The 17886-nt window shown below is 73.2% G+C and carries 18 protein-coding genes; 9 read left to right on the plus strand and 9 right to left on the minus strand.

Annotated features, from left to right (window positions below; translation table 11 throughout):
- Window positions 1–148 precede the first annotated feature (148 nt).
- Both SGA01_RS07070 and SGA01_RS07075 read right to left on the minus strand, forming a co-directional pair.
- Complete coding sequence (locus tag SGA01_RS07070; RefSeq protein WP_141294418.1) at window positions 149–1060, minus strand: SDR family oxidoreductase; 912 nt, start codon at window positions 1058–1060, stop codon at window positions 149–151.
- 50 nt (window positions 1061–1110) lie between these two features.
- Entirely contained in the window at window positions 1111–1887 is a 777-nt protein-coding gene (locus SGA01_RS07075; RefSeq protein ID WP_141294420.1) for an SDR family oxidoreductase, read from the minus strand.
- A 78-nt stretch (window positions 1888–1965) separates the two neighbouring features.
- Here SGA01_RS07075 and SGA01_RS07080 point away from each other — a divergent pair, with 78 nt between their 5' ends.
- Genes SGA01_RS07080 through SGA01_RS07095 form a run of 4 tightly spaced genes read left to right on the plus strand, consistent with a single transcriptional unit; the run spans window position 1966 to window position 5448 of the window.
- A complete protein-coding gene (locus SGA01_RS07080; protein ID WP_057950561.1) occupies window positions 1966–2748 on the plus strand; it encodes an enoyl-CoA hydratase family protein in 783 nt (260 codons plus the stop codon).
- Between the two features lie 14 nt (window positions 2749–2762).
- Entirely contained in the window at window positions 2763–3611 is an 849-nt protein-coding gene (locus SGA01_RS07085; protein ID WP_141294751.1) for a CoA transferase subunit A, read from the plus strand.
- The gene (locus SGA01_RS07090) at window positions 3608–4387 is read left to right on the plus strand and encodes a CoA-transferase subunit beta (RefSeq protein ID WP_141294422.1); all 780 of its coding nucleotides are present in this window, start codon (window positions 3608–3610) and stop codon (window positions 4385–4387) included. The genes SGA01_RS07085 and SGA01_RS07090 overlap by 4 nt, the downstream gene beginning before the upstream one ends.
- Window positions 4384–5448 carry an NAD(P)H-dependent flavin oxidoreductase gene (locus tag SGA01_RS07095; RefSeq protein ID WP_141294424.1) on the plus strand — a complete coding sequence of 355 codons (1065 nt, stop codon included), beginning with the start codon at window positions 4384–4386 and terminating at the stop codon, window positions 5446–5448. Before SGA01_RS07090 ends, SGA01_RS07095 begins: the two co-directional genes overlap by 4 nt.
- Window positions 5449–5527: 79 nt before the next feature.
- On the opposite strand, the gene SGA01_RS07100 is transcribed toward SGA01_RS07095, so the two are convergent.
- Genes SGA01_RS07100 through SGA01_RS07115 form a run of 4 tightly spaced genes read right to left on the minus strand, consistent with a single transcriptional unit; the run spans window position 5528 to window position 9344 of the window.
- Window positions 5528–6685 (minus strand): acetyl-CoA C-acetyltransferase, encoded by a 1158-nt coding sequence (locus tag SGA01_RS07100; protein ID WP_141294426.1) that lies wholly within the window; start codon window positions 6683–6685, stop codon window positions 5528–5530.
- A gap of 35 nt (window positions 6686–6720) precedes the next feature.
- On the minus strand, window positions 6721–7350 hold the full coding sequence (locus SGA01_RS07105; protein WP_141294428.1) for a TetR/AcrR family transcriptional regulator: 630 nt from the start codon (window positions 7348–7350) through the stop codon (window positions 6721–6723).
- Between the two features lie 42 nt (window positions 7351–7392).
- A complete protein-coding gene (locus SGA01_RS07110; protein WP_141294430.1) occupies window positions 7393–8181 on the minus strand; it encodes an SDR family oxidoreductase in 789 nt (262 codons plus the stop codon).
- A complete protein-coding gene (locus tag SGA01_RS07115; protein ID WP_141294432.1) occupies window positions 8178–9344 on the minus strand; it encodes an acyl-CoA dehydrogenase family protein in 1167 nt (388 codons plus the stop codon). Before SGA01_RS07115 ends, SGA01_RS07110 begins: the two co-directional genes overlap by 4 nt.
- A 45-nt stretch (window positions 9345–9389) precedes the next feature.
- Here SGA01_RS07115 and SGA01_RS07120 point away from each other — a divergent pair, with 45 nt between their 5' ends.
- From SGA01_RS07120 to SGA01_RS07135, 4 genes are all read left to right on the plus strand, one after another.
- Complete coding sequence (locus SGA01_RS07120; protein ID WP_141294434.1) at window positions 9390–10265, plus strand: enoyl-CoA hydratase; 876 nt, start codon at window positions 9390–9392, stop codon at window positions 10263–10265.
- Window positions 10265–11434, plus strand: coding sequence for an acyl-CoA dehydrogenase family protein (locus SGA01_RS07125; RefSeq protein ID WP_141294436.1), 1170 nt, complete (start codon window positions 10265–10267; stop codon window positions 11432–11434). The genes SGA01_RS07120 and SGA01_RS07125 overlap by 1 nt, the downstream gene beginning before the upstream one ends.
- Complete coding sequence (locus SGA01_RS07130) at window positions 11434–12426, plus strand: acyl-CoA dehydrogenase family protein (protein WP_141294439.1); 993 nt, start codon at window positions 11434–11436, stop codon at window positions 12424–12426. The genes SGA01_RS07125 and SGA01_RS07130 overlap by 1 nt, the downstream gene beginning before the upstream one ends.
- A 65-nt stretch (window positions 12427–12491) precedes the next feature.
- Window positions 12492–13577, plus strand: a complete 1086-nt coding sequence (locus SGA01_RS07135; protein ID WP_141294441.1) for an acyl-CoA dehydrogenase family protein — start codon at window positions 12492–12494, stop codon at window positions 13575–13577.
- A gap of 10 nt (window positions 13578–13587) precedes the next feature.
- Here SGA01_RS07135 and SGA01_RS07140 read toward each other — a convergent pair whose 3' ends face one another.
- Window positions 13588–14781 carry an MFS transporter gene (locus tag SGA01_RS07140; RefSeq protein WP_141294443.1) on the minus strand — a complete coding sequence of 398 codons (1194 nt, stop codon included), beginning with the start codon at window positions 14779–14781 and terminating at the stop codon, window positions 13588–13590.
- A gap of 130 nt (window positions 14782–14911) precedes the next feature.
- Window positions 14912–16021, minus strand: coding sequence for a chitinase (locus SGA01_RS07145; RefSeq protein WP_141294445.1), 1110 nt, complete (start codon window positions 16019–16021; stop codon window positions 14912–14914).
- 164 nt (window positions 16022–16185) lie between these two features.
- Between SGA01_RS07145 and SGA01_RS07150 the strand changes: the two genes are divergently transcribed.
- Window positions 16186–16755: a HutD/Ves family protein gene (locus tag SGA01_RS07150; protein WP_141294447.1), complete on the plus strand. Its 570-nt coding sequence runs from the start codon at window positions 16186–16188 to the stop codon at window positions 16753–16755.
- Window positions 16756–16836: 81 nt separating this feature from the next.
- Here SGA01_RS07150 and SGA01_RS07155 read toward each other — a convergent pair whose 3' ends face one another.
- Window positions 16837–17739 (minus strand): YhjD/YihY/BrkB family envelope integrity protein, encoded by a 903-nt coding sequence (locus SGA01_RS07155; RefSeq protein WP_141294449.1) that lies wholly within the window; start codon window positions 17737–17739, stop codon window positions 16837–16839.
- Between the last annotated feature and the right edge of the window lie 147 nt (window positions 17740–17886).

Genomic DNA, 17886 nt, shown 5'->3' on the forward strand with positions numbered 1-17886 from the left:
GCTGTCCGGCGAGGCTAGGCCGGTAGCGACGACCGCGGGGAGCGCCGTTTCCCGGTGAGCGGGAAAGGCCCCCGGAGGGGGTGGGACGTGCCTCGGGGCGGGCTCCCGGCGGTCGGCCGTGAGCCCGCCCCGAGGAGGGGGAGGGCGGTCAGCGCGCCCCGTACACGGGCTGCGGGGGCTCCGACTCCGCGAGGAGTTTCAGTGCCGTGTCGCCCGCCTCGGCCGGGGTCCAGCGGGCGCCCTTGTCCGCCGTCGGGCCCGGCCGCCAGCCCTCCATGACGGTGATCCGGCCGGCCTCGGCCTCGAAGACCCGTCCCGTCACCCCGGCCGACGCGGCGGAGCCCAGCCAGACGACGAGGGGGGAGACGTTCTCCGGGGCCATCGCGTCGAAGGCGTCGCCCTCGGGGGCGGCCATCGTCTCGGCGAAGGTCCGCTCGGTCATCCGGGTGCGGGCGGCGGGGGCGATCGCGTTGACCTGGACGCCGTAGCGCCCGGTCTCGGCGGCGGCGACGAGGGTGAGGCCGATGATGCCGGCCTTGGCGGCGGCGTAGTTGCCCTGGCCGACGCTGCCGAGGAGGCCGGCCCCGGAGCTGGTGTTGACGACCCGCGCCTCGGGCGTCCGGCCGGCCTTGGCCTCGGCGCGCCAGTGCGCGGCGGCGTACTTGAGCGGCAGGAAGTGCCCCTTGAGGTGGACGCGCATGACGGCGTCCCACTCGTCCTCCTCCAGGTTGACCAGCATGCGGTCGCGCAGGAATCCGGCGTTGTTGACGAGGGTGTCGAGGCGGCCGAAGGCCTCCAGGGCGGTGGCGACCAGCGAGGCCGCTCCGTCGGCCGTGGCGATGTCACCGCCGTGGGCGACGGCCTCTCCGCCCGCCGCCGCGATCTCGTCGACGACCCGCTGGGCGGGTCCGGCTCCTCCTCCGGTGCCGTCCGGGTCGACTCCGAGATCGTTGACGACGACCTTGGCGCCCTCGGCGGCGAAGGCGAGCGCGTGCGCGCGGCCGAGACCGCGACCCGCTCCGGTGACGATGACGACGCGTCCGTCGCACAGTCCTGTCATGGTGTGTTCCTTTCGCTGAGCGATGGGTGGCTCGGGTTCCGCAGGGGCCGTCAGTGGTTGACGGTGGCGGCGTCGAGGAAGCCGGGGCGCTCCCCGCCGCCGTGGACGTGCAGGCTGGCGCCGCTGATGTACGCGGCGCGGTCGGAGGCGAGGAAGACGCAGGCGTCGCCGATGTCGGCGGGCTCGGCGAGTCTGCCGAGGGGTACGGTGCGGCCGACGGCGGCGACGCCGTCCTCGTCCCCGTAGTGCAGGTGGGACAGTTCGGTGCGCACCATGCCGAGGACGACCGTGTTGACCCGTACCCGGGGCGCCCATTCGACCGCCATGGAGCGGGCGAGGTTGTCCAGGCCCGCCTTGGCGGCTCCGTAGGCCGCGCTGCCCGGCGAGGGGCGGGTGCCGCTGACGCTGCCGATCATGATGATCGCCCCTCCCCCGCCCTGATGGCGCATCACCTCGTACGCGGCGAGGGAGGCGGTCAGCGGGGCGACGAGGTTCAGTTCGACGACCCGGGCCTGGCGCTCGGCGCCGCCCTCGTCGAGCATCCGGAAGGGGGTTCCCCCGGCGTTGTTGACGAGAATGTCGAGCCGTCCGTGGTCCTCGCGCACCCGGTCGAAGAATCCGGCGACCGCTTCCGGGTCGCGGAGGTCGACGGGGAGGAAGCGGGCCGTGCGCCCCGCCGCCTCGACGGGCTCGTCGGGAGGTCGTCGCGCGCAGGTCACGACCTCCGCTCCGGCCGCCAGCAGGGCGCGGGTGATTCCCGCTCCGACGCCCCGTGTGCCGCCGGTGACGACGGCGACGGATCCCGACAGATCGATGATCGCTGCCAATGGGCACCTCCCGCAGCGCGCGAACCGCTGCTATCTTCCACCTAACAAACGTTAGGTGGAAAGGTAGCTGATCTGCTCATGGGTGTCTCCACCTCCGCCCCGGAAGAGGGCATCGCCGTCGTCACCGTGGACTTCCCCCCGGTCAACGCCCTTCCCGTACAGGGCTGGTACGACCTGGCCGCCGCGGTACGCGCCGCCGGCGCCGACCCCAAGGTGCGCTGCGTGGTGCTGGCCGCCGGGGGCCGCGGCTTCAACGCCGGCGTCGACATCAAGGAAATCCAGCGCACGACCGGGCACGACGCCCTCCTCGGCGCCAACCGCGGCTGCTACGAGGCGTTCGCCGCGGTCTACGACTGCGAGGTGCCGGTGGTCGCCGCCGTGCACGGCTTCTGCCTGGGCGGCGGGATCGGCCTCGTCGGGAACGCCGACGTCGTCGTCGCCTCCGACGACGCGACCTTCGGCCTGCCCGAGCTGGACCGGGGCGCGCTGGGCGCGGCCACCCACCTGTCCCGGCTGGTCCCCCAGCACCTGATGCGGGCCCTGTACTACACCTCGCGCACCGTCTCCGCGCAGGAGCTGCACGGACACGGCTCGGTGTGGCGGGTCGTCCCGCGCGAAGGGCTGCGGGAGGCGGCCCTCGAACTGGCCCGGGAGATCGCAGCGAAGGACGGGCAGCTGATCCGGCTCGCCAAGGCCGCGATCAACGGCATCGACCCGGTGGACGTGCACCGCAGCTACCGCTTCGAGCAGGGCTTCACCTTCGAGGCCAACCTCAGCGGTGTCGCCGACCGGGTCCGCGACACCTTCGGCACGCCGGCGGCAGGCACGACGGACGACACAGTGAAGGAGGAGCAGTCGTGAGCAGGGACAAGACGATGACCGCCGAGGAGGTCGTCGGCCGCCTGGAGAGCGGGATGACGATCGGCATCGGCGGCTGGGGCTCGCGGCGCAAGCCGATGGCACTGGTCCGGGCGCTGCTGCGGTCGGACCTCACCGATCTGACCGTCGTCTCGTACGGCGGCCCGGACGTCGGGCTGCTCGCCGCGGCCGGGAAGGTCCGCAAGCTCGTCGCGGCCTTCGTGACCCTCGACTCCGTGCCCCTGGAGCCGCACTTCGGCGCGGCCCGGCAGAGGGGTTCGATCGAGCTGGTGGAGCTGGACGAGGCCATGGTGATGTGGGGGCTGACGGCCGCCGCGCAGCGGCTGCCCTTCATGCCGGTCCGGGCGGGGCTCGGCTCGGACGTGATGAGCGTCAACCCGTCGCTGCGGACGGTCACTTCCCCGTACGAGGACCGCGAGCAGTTCGTCGCCGTCCCCGCCCTGCGCCTGGACGCCGCGCTCGTCCACCTCAACCGCGCCGACGCCCACGGCAACGGCCAGTACCTGGGCCCCGACCCGTACTTCGACGACCTCTTCTGCGAGGCCGCGGACGCCGCGTACCTCTCGTGCGAGCGGATCGTGGAGACGTCCGAGCTGCTCAAGGACTCCGGTCCGCAGTCGCTGCTCGTCAAGCGCGCGTTCGTCGAGGGTGTCGTGGAGACCCCGAACGGCGCGCACTTCACGTCCTGCTCCCCCGACTACGGCCGCGACGAGACGTTCCAGCGCGCCTATGTCGCCGCCGCGCGCGATCCGGAGGCCTGGCGGGCCTTCGCCGAGCGGTTCCTGTCCGGTGACGAGGACGCGTACCAGGCCGCGGTGGCGGCCTTCCACGAGGAGGAAGCATGAGCGGCGGCGGCACGACGGAAGCGACGACGGTGACGCGCGCCGAGTACTGCGTGGTGGCGTGCGCCGAGGCCTGGCGGGACGCGGGCGAGATCCTGGCGAGCCCGATGGGCACCGTCCCGATGATCGGGGCGCGGCTCGCGCGGCTCACCTTCTCCCCCGACCTGCTCCTGACCGACGGCGAGGCGCTGCTCATCGGCGACGTGCCGGCGATCGGCGCCCCGCCCCGGGTGGTGGAGGGCTGGCTGCCGTACCGCCAGCACCTGGCCCTCGTCACCACCGGGCGGCGGCACGTGATGATGGGCGCAAGCCAGATCGACCGGTACGGCAACCAGAACATCAGCTGCATCGGCGACTGGGCGCTGCCCAAGCGCCAACTGCTCGGCGTACGTGGCGCACCCGTCAACACCCTCAATAATCCGACGAGTTACTGGGTCCCCAAGCACTCGTCCCGGGTCTTCGTCGAGCGGGTGGACATGGTCTCCGGGGTCGGCTACGACCGCGCCGCCGCGGCCGGCCCCTCCGCGACCCGCTACCACCGCATCCCCGAAGTCGTCAGCGACCTGGGGGTCTTCGACTTCGACACCCCGGACCGCAGCATGCGGCTGCGGTCGCTGCACCCCGGCGTCACCGTCGAACAGGTCACGGCCGCCACCGGCTTCGCGCTCACCGTCCCCGACGACGTGCCGTACACGCGGGAGCCCACCGCGGAGGAACTGCGGCTGATCCGCGAGGAGATCGACCCGAAGGGGCTGCGGGAGCGCGAGGTCCCCGCATGAGCGACGTCACGATCCCCACGCCCCTGACCGAACTGGTCGGGGTGCGCCACCCCCTCGTGCAGACCGGCATGGGGTGGGTGGCCGGCCCCCGTCTCGTCTCGGCCACCGCCGCCGCGGGCGCGCTCGGCATCCTCGCGTCGGCGACGATGACCGTCGAGCAGCTCCGCTCGGCGGTGCGCGAGGTCAAGTCCCGTACGGACGCGCCCTTCGGGGTGAACCTGCGCGCGGACGCCGGGGACGCGGCCGAGCGCGTGGGGATCATCATCGACGAGGGCGTACGGGTCGCGTCGTTCGCGCTCGCCCCGTCGCGCGAGCTCATCGCGCGGCTCAAGGACGCGGGCGTCGTCGTCATCCCCTCCATCGGGGCCAAGCGGCACGCCGAGAAGGTCGCCGCCTGGGGCGCCGACGCGGTGCTCGTCCAGGGCGGCGAGGGCGGTGGCCACACCGGGAGCGTCGCCACCACCGTCCTGCTGCCGCAGATCGTGGACGCCGTGGACATCCCCGTCGTCGCGGCCGGCGGCTTCCGTGACGGGCGCGGCCTGGTCGCCGCCCTCGCGCACGGCGCGGCCGGGGTGGCCATGGGCACCCGCTTCCTGCTCACCTCCGACTCGACCGTGCCGGACGCGGTGAAGGCCCGCTATCTGGCCGCCACGGTCCAGGACGTCACCGTCACCACCGCCGTCGACGGCCTGCCGCACCGCATGCTGCGCACCGAACTCGTCGACGCGCTGGAACGCTCGGGCCGGGCCGCCTCGCTGCTGCGGGCGGTCCGGCACGCCGCCTCCTTCCGCCGCGAGACGGACATGAGCTGGGCCCGGATGGTCCGGGACGGCCTGGCGATGAAGCACGGCAAGGACATGACGTGGAGCCAGATCCTGCTGGCGGCCAACACCCCGATGCTGCTGAAGGCGTCCATGGTGGAGGGCCGGACCGACCTCGGCGTGATGGCCTCCGGGCAGGTCGCGGGGCTCATCGACGATCTGCCGTCCTGCGCCGAGCTGGTCGAGCGCGTCATGGCCGAGGCGCGGGCCACGCTGCTCTCACTCCCCCGCGTGGACTGAGCGGCGGACTCCACGCGCATGAAGAGGCCCGCCGGGGAGGTGAACTCCCCGGCGGGCCTTCGCCGTTGCCCGCGCCGTCTCAGAGGCGCTCGATGATGGTGACGTTGGCCTGGCCGCCGCCCTCGCACATCGTCTGCAGGCCGTAGCGGCCGCCGGTGCGCTCCAGCTCGTGCAGCAGGGTGGTCGTCAGCTTGGTGCCGGTCGCGCCGAGCGGGTGGCCGAGGGCGATGGCCCCGCCGTTGACGTTGACCTTCTCCGGGTCGGCCCCGGTCTCCTTCAGCCAGGCGAGGACGACCGAGGCGAAGGCCTCGTTGATCTCCACGAGGTCGATGTCGTCGAGCGTCATCCCGGCCTTCTTCAGCGCGTACGCCGTCGCCGGGATCGGGGCGGACAGCATGCGGATCGGGTCCTCACCCCGCACGGACAGGTGGTGGATGCGGGCGCGCGGCGTCAGGCCGTGCTCCCGTACGGCCCGCTCCGAGGCGATCAGCATCGCCGAGGCCCCGTCCGAGACCTGCGAGGAGACCGCGGCGGTCAGCCGACCGCCCTCCACGACGGGGTTGAGGCCCGCCATCTTCTCCAGGGTGGTGTCGCGGCGCGGGCCCTCGTCGGTGGTCACGTCGCCGTACGCCACGATCTCCCGGTCGAAGCGGCCCTCGTCGATGGCGCGGGCGGCCCGCTGGTGCGAGCGCAGGGCGAACTCCTCCATGTCCCGGCGGGAGATGCCCCACTTCGTCGCGATGAGCTCGGCGCCGTGGAACTGGTTGACGGGCTGGTCGCCGTAGCGGGCCCGCCAGCCCTCGGAGCCGATGTACGGGCCGTCGGTGAGTCCGAGCGGGGCGGCGGCCTGGCGGCTGGCGAAGGCTATGGGGACGAGGGACATGTTCTGCACGCCACCCGCGACGACCAGGTCCTGGGTGCCCGACAGGACGCCCTGCGCGGCGAAGTGCAGGGCCTGCTGGGAGGATCCGCACTGCCGGTCCACGGTCACGCCGGGCACCTCCTCGGGCAGGCCGGCGGCCAGCCAGGCGGTGCGCGCGATGTCGCCGGCCTGCGGACCGACGGTGTCGAGGCAGCCGAAGACGACGTCCTCGACGGCGGCGGGGTCGGCGCCCGCGCGCTCCATCAGCGCCTTCAGCACATGGGCGCCGAGGTCGGCGGGGTGGACGGCGGCGAGCCCGCCGTTGCGCCTGCCGACGGGGGTGCGCACCGCTTCGATGATGTATGCCTCGGCCATGGCCGCTCCTCTTTCCTTGTCTCACGGGGTTCGTGTCACGGGGTTCGTGTCACTGGGTTCGTGTCACGGCGTTCGTGTCTTGTACGGAGGGCGACGCCCTCCAGCACCATGGACAGGTACTGGCGGGCGATCTCCTCCGGGCTGTGCTGTCCGCCCGGCCGGTACCAGGACGCGGCGACCCAGACGGTGTCGCGCACGAAGCGGTAGGTGAGCCGGACGTCGAGGTCGGCGCGGAACACCCCGGCGGCCACTCCGCGCTCCAGGGTCCGGAGCCAGGCTCTTTCGAACCTCTGCTGCGAGTCGTCGAGATAGCCGAAGCGCGGCTGCTCCCGCAGCTGCCGGGACTCCTTCTGGTAGATGGCGACGGCGGCGCGGTGCCGGTCGATCTCCCGGAAGGACTCGGTGACGAGGGCCTCGATGGTCTCCCGGGGCCCGAGCCCGGCGGCGAGCACGGCGTCGTACCTGCCCCACAGCTCGTCGAGGAAGCCGGTGAGGATCTCGTCGAGCATCGACTCCTTGGAATCGAAGTGGTAGTAGAGGCTGCCCGCGAGGATGCCCGCCGCGTCGGCGATCCTGCGGACGGTGGTGGCGTTGTACCCCTGGGCGGCGAACACCTCGGCGGCGGTGGCGAGGAGTTCGTGGCGCCGCTCGGGCGCCGCGCTCACCACGGCCGTCTCTCCGCTCTCCCGCAGCCGGTCACGCTCGGCTCACGGATGCTGACTGCTGACCGAGACGACCTCGCCGGTCAGGTACGAGGAGTAGCCGCTGGCGAGGAACACGATCACGTTGGCGACCTCCCACGGCTCGGCGTACCGCCCGAAGGCCTCGCGGGCGGTCAGCTCCTCCAGCAGCTCGGGCGTGGTGACCTTCGCCAGGTGCGGATGCATGGCCAGGCTCGGGGAGACGGCGTTGACCCGCACCCCGTACTCGGCGGCCTCCAGGGCGGCGCAGCGGGTGAGCGCCATGACGCCGGCCTTGGCTGCGGCGTAGTGGGCCTGGCCCTTCTGGGCCCGCCAGCCGACCACCGAGGCGTTGTTGACGACGACGCCGCCGCTGCCCGCGGCCTTCAGCCGGCGGAGTGCGGCGCGGGTGCAGCGGAAGGTGCCGTTGAGGGTGACGTCGAGAACCTTGTCCCACTGGGCGTCGGTCATGTCGACGAGATCGGCGGTGCCACCGAGGCCCGCGTTGTTGACGAGGATGTCGAGGCGTCCGTGACGCTCCTCGGCGAAGTCGAGGAGGGCGGCGACCTGGGCCTCGTCGGTGACGTCGCAGGGCAGTGCGGAGACGCGGTCGGCGCCGAACTCCGCGGCCAGTTCGGCCTCGGACTCCTTCAGTCTGCGGGCGTGGGCGTCCGAGAGGACGACCCGCGCGCCTTCCTCCAGGAGCCGTCGGGCGGTGGCGCCGCCGATACCGGCGCCGGCGGCGGCGGTGACCACGGCGCTCCGGCCGGCGAGCAGCCCGTGCCCCGGGACGTAGGGGGGTGGTGTACGGGTCACGGGCGGACCTCCTTGGGCAGGCCGAGGACGCGCTCGGCGATGATGTTCCGCTGGATCTCGTTGGAGCCGGCGTAGATGGTGTCGGAGCGGGAGAAGAGGTAGAGCCGCTGCCAGTCGGTGAGGTCGTACGGTTCGCCGGCCGCGAGCATTCCGTCGGCTCCGCAGACGTCCATGGCGAGTTCGCCCAGTTCGCGGTGCCAGGTGGCCCAGAAGATCTTGCCGATGGAGGCCTCGGGGCCCGGGGCCCCGGCCGCGACGCCGCCGAGCATGCGCAGCGCGTTGAACCGGATGGTCTCCAGACCGATCCAGGCCCGGGCGATCCGGTCGCGGATCAGCGGGTCCGTGGCCGCGCCGTTGCGCCGGGCCAGTGCGATGACGGCTTCCAGTTCGCGGCGGAAGCCGACCTGTTGGCCGAGGGTGGAGACGCCCCGCTCGAAGCCGAGGGTGGCCATGGCCACCTTCCAGCCCTCGCCCGGGGCACCGACGACGTTGGCCGCGTCGGTCCTGGCTCCGTCGAAGAAGACCTCGTTGAACTCCGAGGTGCCGGTGAGCTGGACGATCGGTCGGATGTCGACGCCGGGCCGGCGCAGCGGGACGAGCAGGTAGGACAGGCCCTGATGGCGGGTCGAGCTGGGCTCGGTGCGGGCGACGACGAAGCACCAGTCCGACTCGTGCGCCTGTGACGTCCAGATCTTCTGGCCGGTGACGACCCATGCGTCGTCGATGCGCTCGGCGCGGGTCCGGACGTTGGCCAGGTCCGACCCGGCGTCCGGCTCGCTGTAGCCCTGGCACCACAGTTCCTCGACGGCGACGATCGGCGGGAGGAAGCGCTCGCGCTGCTCGGGTGTGCCGAAGGCGATGAGGGTGGGCCCGAGGAGCTGTTCGCCGATGTGGCCGACGCGGGCGGGGGCGTCGGCGAGGGCGTACTCCTCGTGGAAGGCGACCTGCTGTTCCAGGGTCGCGCCCCGTCCGCCGTACTCCTTCGGCCAGCCGACACAGGTCCATCCCTCGGCGGCCATGTGCCGCTCCCAGGCGAGACGTTCGGCGTGGGCCTCGTGCTCCCGGCCGGGTCCTCCGCGGCCGCGCAGGGCGGCGAACTCGCCGGTGAGGTGGGAGCGCAGCCAGCTGCGGAACTCTGCGCGGAACTCCTCGACGTTGCTCATGGCCGTACGTTAACCTACCAAACACTTGTTAGGGAAGGAGGGCGGATGTCCGCTGCCCGCACCACATCGACATCGACATCGACGTCCACGTCGCCTGTCCGGTACGAACGCCTCGGCCCCGTCGCCGTCGTCACCATGGACCGGCCCGACTACCGCAACGCCCAGAACTCCGCGATGACCTACGCCCTGGACCGGGCCTTCTACCGCGCGGCCGACGACAGCGAGGTCAAGGTCGTCGTCCTCGCAGGGGCGGGGAAGCACTTCTCCGCGGGCCACGACATCGGCACCCCGGCGCGGGACGCGCACCTGCCGTTCGAGCGCAGGGCCGGGCTCTGGTGGGACCACTCGGACAAGGAGGGCGCGGAGAGCCGCTTCGCCCGGGAGTCCGAGGTCTATCTGGGCATGTGCCGGCGCTGGCGCGAACTGCCCAAGCCCATGGTCGCGTCCGTGCAGGGCGCCTGCGTCGCGGGCGGCCTGATGCTCGCCTGGGTGTGCGACCTGATCGTCGCCTCCGAGGACGCCTTCTTCGCCGACCCGGTCGTCCGCATGGGCATCCCCGGCGTCGAGTACTTCGCCCACCCGTGGGTGATGCCCCCGCGCATCGCGAAGGAGTTCCTCTACACCGGCGACCGCATGAGCGCCCGCCGCGCCTACGAGGTCGGCATGGTCAACCGCGTCGTCCCCCGCGAGGAACTGACCGACCGGACCATGGAGCTGGCGGGCAGGATCGCCGAGATGCCGCGCATGGGCCTCGCCCTGACCAAGCGCGCGGTCAACCAGGCCGAGGACCTCCAGGGCATGCACACCGGCATGGACTCGGTGTTCGGGCTGCACCACCTCGCGCACGCGCACAACGCCGAGACCGCCCCCGACGCCCTGGGCGGCATGGACATCCGGGCAATGAAGGCGACGGGAGCCTGATGGACCTCGACTTCACAGCGGCGGAGGACGCCTTCCGGGCCGAGGCCCGCGCCTGGCTCACCGCCCACGTGCCCGCCGTCCCGCTGCCCTCCCTGGAGACGGAGGAGGGCTTCGCGGCGCACCGGGAGTGGGAGCGGACCCTCTTCGCGGACCGCTGGTCGGTGGTCTCCTGGCCCGAGGAGTACGGCGGCAGGGGCGCCTCGATCCTCCGGTGGCTGATCTTCGAGGAGGAGTACTACGCGGCCGGCGCGCCCGGCCGGGTCAGCCAGAACGGCATCAACCTCCTCGCCCCCACCCTCTTCGAGCACGGCACCGACGAGCAGCGCGCCCGCGTCCTCCCCTCCATGGCCTCCGGCGAGGTCATCTGGGCCCAGGCCTGGTCCGAACCGGAGTCCGGCTCGGACCTCGCGAGTCTGCGCTCCACCGCCGTGCGGACGGCGGGCGGCTGGCTCCTGAGCGGCCAGAAGACCTGGTCGTCGCGGGCGGCCTTCGCCGACCGGGCCTTCGGCCTCTTCCGCAGCGACCCGGAGGCCGCCAGGCCGCACCAGGGCCTGACCTACCTGATGTTCCCGCTGGACGCGCCCGGCGTGACCGTGCGGCCCATCGGGCGGCTCGACGGCAAGCCCGCCTTCGCCGAGCTCTTCCTCGACGAGGTCTTCGTCCCCGACGAGGACGTGATCGGCGCACCCGGCCAGGGCTGGCGGGTCGCCATGAGCACGGCGGGCAACGAACGCGGTCTCACCCTGCGCAGTCCGGGCCGGTTCACGGCCGCCGCCGAGCGGCTGACCGGGCTGTGGCGGGACGGCGCCGACCCGTCCGACACCGCGCTGCGGGACCGGGTCGCCGACGCGGTGATCGCGGCCCGGGCGTACCGGCTGTTCACCTACTCCAACGCCTCGCGCATCGCCGCCGGGGAGTCGATCGGCGCCGAGTCCAGCCTCAACAAGGTCTTCTGGTCGGAGCTCGACATCGCGCTCCACGAGACCGCACTCGACGTCCTCGGCCCGTACGGCGAGCTGTCGGACGAGGCCACGGAGGCGCCCGCCCACGGCAGTTGGGCCGAGGGCCACACCTTCTCCCTCGCCGGGCCGATCTACGCGGGCACCAACGAGATCCAGCGCGACATCATCGCCGAGCGGCTGCTCGGCCTGCCGAAGGGACGCCGGTGATGCGGTTCCTCCTCGACGACGAGCAGCGGGAGTTCGCCCGCTCGCTGGACGCCATGCTCACGGCGTCCGACACCCCCGGAGCCGTACGGGCCTGGGCCAGCGGCGACACCGCGCCGGGCCGCGCCCTCTGGTCCCGGCTCGCGGAGGCGGGGGTCTTCGCCCTCGCCGTGCCGGAGCCGTACGAAGGTCTGGGCCCCCTGCCGGTCGAACTGGCCGTGGCCTTCACCGAGCTGGGCCGCCATGCCGTCCCCGGCCCGCTCGTCGAGACGGTCGCCGCCGCCGCGCTGCTCGACCGCCTCGGCGACCAGGACGCGGCGGCCGCGTGGCTGCCGCGGATCGCCGCCGGCAAGGCGGTCGTCTCGCTGTGCGTGCCGGCCGCCGGGAGCCCGTACGCCCTGGACCCGGACGCGACCGACGCCGTCCTCGTCGTGGCGGGCGACACCGTGCTCCTGACCGAGGACGCCGGTCCCGTCCAGCCGTCCGCCGACCCCGCGCGCCGGCTGGCCCGGCCCCTCGGCGGAACGGTCCTGGCAAGGGGCCCGGAGGTGGAAGCCGCCGCCGGACACGCCGCCGACGTGGCCGCGCTGGTCACCGCCGCCCAGGCCCTGGGCCTCGGCCGCGCACTGCTCGACCGGACCGTGGCGTACGTCAAGCAGCGCACCCAGTTCGGCGTCGCCATCGGCTCGTTCCAGGCGGTGAAGCACCGTCTGGCCGACACGCTCCTCGCCCTGGAGTTCGCCCAGCCGCTGCTGCACTCGGCGGCGCTGGCCCTGGCCGGCCCCGACGGCCGGGAAGCCGGGCGCGAGATCGCCGCGGCGAAGGTCGCGGCGGGCGACTCCGCCTACGCCGCGGCCCGCGCGGCCCTGCAACTGCACGGCGCCGTCGGCTACACGGACGAGCTGGACCTGTCCCTGTGGATCCGCAAGGCACGCCCCCTGCGCGAGGCCTGGGGCACCCCCGCCGCCTGCCGCGCCCGCGTGCTCGCTCCCTGACGCAGCCGGCTCGCCGGCGGCGAGCCCCCCTTCACGTCGAACCCAGTGGGAAAGGAACAGTGCGCATGCGACTGACGGAGGAGCACGAGGAACTGCGGTCCGCCGTACGGTCACTCCTCGGACGCCATGCGGGGGAAGCGGCCTGGCGTCCGCTGACCGAGCAGATCGGGGTCGCGGGGCTGGCCGTGCCGGAGGAGTACGGCGGCGCGGGCTGCGGGGCCCTTGAGGTCCATGTGGTGATGGAAGAGCTGGGGCGGGAGCTGAGCCCCGTGCCGTTCCTCGGCTCCGCCGTGCTGGCGGTGCGGGCGCTGCTCGCCTCGGGCGACGCGGCGGTGTGCGCGGAGCTGCTGCCGGGCCTGGCCTCGGGCTCCGTGGTGGGGGCCCTGGCCTGGGCGGAGGGCGGCTCCTGGGACCCGGCGGCCGTACGGGCCGAGGCCTCCCGCGGGCCCGGTGGTGGCTGGCGGATCACCGGGGTCAAGGAGCACGTCCTCGACGGCGCCGCCGCGGACCTGCTGCTCGTGGCCGCCCGGACCGAAGCGGGGGTCTCGCTCTTCGAGGTGTCCGGGGACGGTGCGGGCGTGGACCGGAAGCCGGCGGTGACGATGGACGCGACCCGGGGACAGGCGCGGCTGACCCTCGCCGGGGCGGAGGCCCGGCTGGTCGGGGTCGAGGGCGACGGCGAGCGGGTGCTGCGGCAGGTCCTCGACCTGGCCTGTACAGCGCTCGCCGCCGAGCAGGTCGGCGCAGCCGCGCGCTGCCTCGAACTGACCGTCGCCTACGCCGGGGAGCGCGTGCAGTTCGGGCGGCCCATCGGTTCGTTCCAGGCCGTCAAGCACCGGCTCGCGGACGCGTACGTCCTGGTGGAGTCGGCGCGTTCGGTCGCGCTGGGGGCCTCGTTCGCGGCGGCCGACGGGGTGGGCTCGGCGGAGGCGACCCGCTGCGCGGCCGCCGCCAAGTCCGCCTGCTCGGAGGCGTTCTCGGTCGTGGCTGGCGAGATGATCCAGCTGCACGGCGGCATCGGCATCACCTGGGAGCACGACGCCCACCGCTACTTCAAGCGCGCGCACGGCTCGTCCCGGCTCTTCGGCCCGCCGGCCTGGCACCGCTCCCGCCTGGCGGCCGGCCTGGGCCTGGCGACGACACCCGGGTGACCGCGAGCGGTCAGGGATGCTCCGCCCGTACCGGCCGGCGGATCAGGTAGGCGGCGGCGGACGCGACGAGCAGCAGCATGCAGGCGATGAAGACCAGACCCGCCCGGTCGAGTCCGAGCGGGTCGGCGAGGAGTCCCACGCCGATCACCGGGATCGAGATGCCCGTGTACGCGACCACGAACAGCGTCGAGATCACCGCCGCGCGCTGGTCCGCCGGCGCCGCGGCGGCGACGGAGGACAGCGCCGCGCGGAAGGCGAGGCCCTGTCCCGCCCCGCCGACCACGGCCGAGAGGACGACGAAGACGAGGAGGTCCGTATAAAGGGCCACCGCGAGGAGGGCGAGGCCGGCGAAGAGCACGGCGCAGCCCAGGGGCAGGGAGCGCGCCACCCCGACGCGGCCGACGGCGAGCTGTCCGGCGGTCGAGGCGAAGAAGGCCAGGGCCACGACCAGGCCGCTCACGGCATGGTTCTCCACGTGCAGGAAGCGGGCGAGGAAGGCGGGGCTGACGGAGGTGAACACGCCGAAGAGGGCGAAGCCCACGAAGGAGGCGATCGCCGCCGGCACGAACACGGCTCTCACCTGTGCGGGGAGGGCGGGCCGCTGGGGCCGCACGGCGGTCAGGGGCCGGCGTTCCCGTACGGTCTCGGGGAGCCACAGGAGGACGCCGGCGCTGAGGACCACGAGGGCGAGGTGGACGGCGAAGGGCAGGACCAGTGGATCGGGGGCGTACTCCGCGAGGAGGCCGGCCAGCAGCGGGCCGCAGCCCAGTCCTCCCATGTTGGCGGCGGTCGCCACGAACGTCGCCCGGGACGCGCCGCCGCGCGGGGCGAGCTCCATGACGTACGCGGTGGCGGCGCCGGTGAACAGGCCTGCCGACAGGCCGGACAGCAGCCGGCCCGCGTACAGCCAGCCCACGGTGTCCGCGCCGAGGAAGCAGATCGCGCTCGCCGCCGAGAAGCCCAGGCCCCAGAGCAGCGTCGGACGTCTGCCGATCGTGTCCGAGGCGTTGCCCGCGAGGAGCAGGACGCCGATGACCCCGAAGGCGTACACGGCGTAGACGACGGTCACGGTCAGTTCGGAGAAGCCGAACTTCTCCTGGTAGAGGGGGTAGAGCGGCGTCGGCAGTGTGGTGCCGGCCATGCACACGACGAACACGGCTCCGGCGAGGAGACACCGGAGCCAGGTCTGACGTTCACCTTCCATGGCGCCGACCGTATCCCCACGGGCCCTCGCGAAAGGGGCACGACCTGCGGAAACCGTGCAGGCGTCACCCGGGACGCCCCGGGCCGACCCGGCCCCGGCGGGGTCGGGTCGGCCCGGGGCGGGCTCGCCGCTAGCGGCCCTGGAGGGACTTGACGTTGTTCCCGAAGGTCCAGTTCTTCGACCCGTCCCAGTTCGCCGACCAGGTCATCAGACCCTTGAGCGCCCCGCGGTAGTGGTTCCACGCCTGGGCCACGGTCGACGGTGCCATGTGGCCGCCGCCCGCGCCGGGCTGCGCGGGGAGGCCGGGGACCTGCTTGTCGTAGGGCACGCGGATGGTCGTGCCCTGGATCACGAGGCCCCGGTTCAGGCAGTCGGTCTGGGCGACGAACCCGGCGACGGTTCCGGCGGCGTAGGAGTCGCCCGAGCACCCGTACATGCTGCCGTTGTAGTACTGCATGTTGAGCCACCACAGGCGCCCGTTGTCGGCGTACTTCTTGACGATCGGCAGGTAGGCGCCCCAGATCGACCCGTAGGCCACGCTGCCGCCGGTGACGTACGCGGTCTCCGGCGCCATGGTCAGTCCGAAGCCGGCGGGCATGCGGGCGAGGACTCCGTCGATGATGTGCACGAGGTTGGCCTGTGAGGCGGAGAGGGTTCCGATGGCGCCGCTGCCGACCAGGCCGGTCTCGATGTCGATGTCGATCCCGTCGAAGTTGTACTTCTGCAGGATGGGCACGATCGTCGCGACGAAGCGGTCGGCGACGGCGCGCGAGCTCAGGTCGATCCCGGCGGCGGCGCCGCCGATCGACATCAGGACGGTCGCGCCCGCCGCCTTGGCGCGGCACATCTCCGCCGGGGTGGCTACGCGGACGGTGCTGTCCATGCCGTCCTCCCACAGCACCGTGCCGTCCGAACGGATCACGGGGAAGGCGGCGTTGATGACGTTGTAGCCGTGGGCCGCGAAGCGCGGGTCGTCGATGGGTGCCCAGCCGAAGGGCGGGTGGACGCCGTTGGCCGCGCCGTCCCAGTTCTCCCAGTACCCCTGGAGCACCTTCCCGGCGGGTTTCGGCTTGAGGGCGCAGGTGTCCGCGGCGGCGGTCGCCGGTGCGGGCGCGGAGACGGTGGTGCGGGCGGACAGCGCGTTGTCGGCGGCTGCGGCGCCGGGAGCGGCGAGGGCGGCGGCTGCGAGGAGGGTGACGAGTCCCGCTCCGAGGACACGGGGGATCCGAGGGCCTGGCATGCGTGCTCCTTGGGACGTGGGGGGTGGTCCTAGGCATGGCGCGCGCTCCAGCAGACCGTAAGTTGGTCCAGACCATCCGTCAACCACTCTCACCGTCACGACTCTTCCGGCGACCTCCCCGTATGATCCACACCTCGCACAGGACGCAGGTCAGGAGCCCTCCCATGCACCACTTCGATGTCGAGACGCTGACGGCGGGCCGGTGGCGCAACGACGGGGGCGCGACCCGGCAGATCGCCTCGCGGCCCGCGGGCGACGAGGATTTCGTGTGGCGCGCGAGCATCGCCGACATCGACCGGGACGGGCCGTTCTCGGCGTTCCCCGGCGTCGACCGGACGCTCACCCTGCTGGCGGGCGACGGTGTGCGGCTCAGCTGCCCGGGGGTGTTCGACCGGCTCCTGGAGCGCGCGGGCGAACCGTTCGCGTTCTCCGGCGATCTCGCCCTCGCCGCCGAACTGCCGGGCGGCGCCTGCCGGGTGCTGAACATCATGGTCCGGCGCGGACGCGCGACGGCGCGGGTGGAGCGGGTCACCGGCCGGGTCGTACCGCCCTCCGGGCACGCCGGAGTCCTCCACGTCCTGGGCGGGCACTGGCAGGCGGGCACGGACGGACCCGTCCTCGCACCCGGCCAGGGCGTGTGGTGGGACGCGGATGCGCAGGCGCCGGGCGGAGCGGTCGCACCGCTCTCGCCCGACGCGACCGCCTTGTGGGCGGATGTCGCACCGGCGGGATGACTCCGGGTCAGCCGGCCGCGACCGTGTGGACGGTCTCGGCCGGCTGGACGGTCTCGGCCTGGACACCGCCGCCCGCGGCCCTCACGGCGCGAGCGGCCCCTCCGGCGGTTGCCGGTCGGCGTCTCCGTCCTCCTCGTCGGGAGGCGGCTCGCCGCCACCGTCCCGCATCACGTACCGGTTCAGCGGCGGTTCTTCCGCGAGTACGGCTCCGATGGTGACCGCGAAGGTGACCGCGCCGCAGACGACGATCAGCCACGACAGCATGACGAGGACGAGACCGAAGGCGCCGTACGAGGCCACGGCCCGGTCGACCGCGCCGGGCACGTAGATCCGGGCCGTGAGGCCGAGCGCGGTGGTGGCGGTGCCGGCGAGCAGCGCCCCGGGCAGCAGGGCCAGCCAGGCGACGCGCTTGGCCAGGAGCAGGTGCTGGGTCCACAGCCAGACACCGGTGGCCAGCAGGAAGGTGAGGACGACGCCCACGACGGCGCCGAGGCCGAAGCCGTTCCTGATCGGGGCCTGGAACACGACCACGAGGACCAGGACGAGGAGCCACACCACCCAGCGCCAGGCCGCGATCCGGGTCTTGGCCTTGGGCAGCCGCCACGCCCGCTCGCACACCCGGGACATGGCCCGGCTGAAGCTTGTCGCCGACACCAGGGCGACCATCACGCCGACCGCGCCGGTCGTCTCACGAACCTCCTCGTCGGACGTGGGGTACAGGACCTGCTTGAGCTGTTTCTCGGACTCCCCGCTCAGGCCGAACATGGCTCCGAGGGAGTCGCTCAGCTGGTCACGGACGCCGAGCGGGGCGAAGGCCGCGAAGGCGAAGAGGAGGGGGACGGCGGCCAGGAAGGCCTGTGCGGCGAGCCTGGTCCCCGCGTCCAGGAGGTTGCCGGACAGCAGCCGGCTCGTGAGTTCGGCCAGGACGGGGAAGCGTAGCTCGGCGCCCGCGCGCAGCCGCTCGAACCGCAGCTTCCACTCCATGCCGTCTCCTGCCCCTCTCGGTCCGCGCCGGTCGCCGTCAGGCCAGGAGCTTCGCCTTCGCCTTCCGGAACTCCTCCTCGGTGAGCGCCCCCTTCTCCTCTACCGCCCTCCGCCCCGAGGGACGATCTTGACCGCTTCGGGCAGTAT

This window comes from Streptomyces gardneri, from assembly GCF_006539185.1.
GTDB lineage: Bacteria > Actinomycetota > Actinomycetes > Streptomycetales > Streptomycetaceae > Streptomyces > Streptomyces gardneri.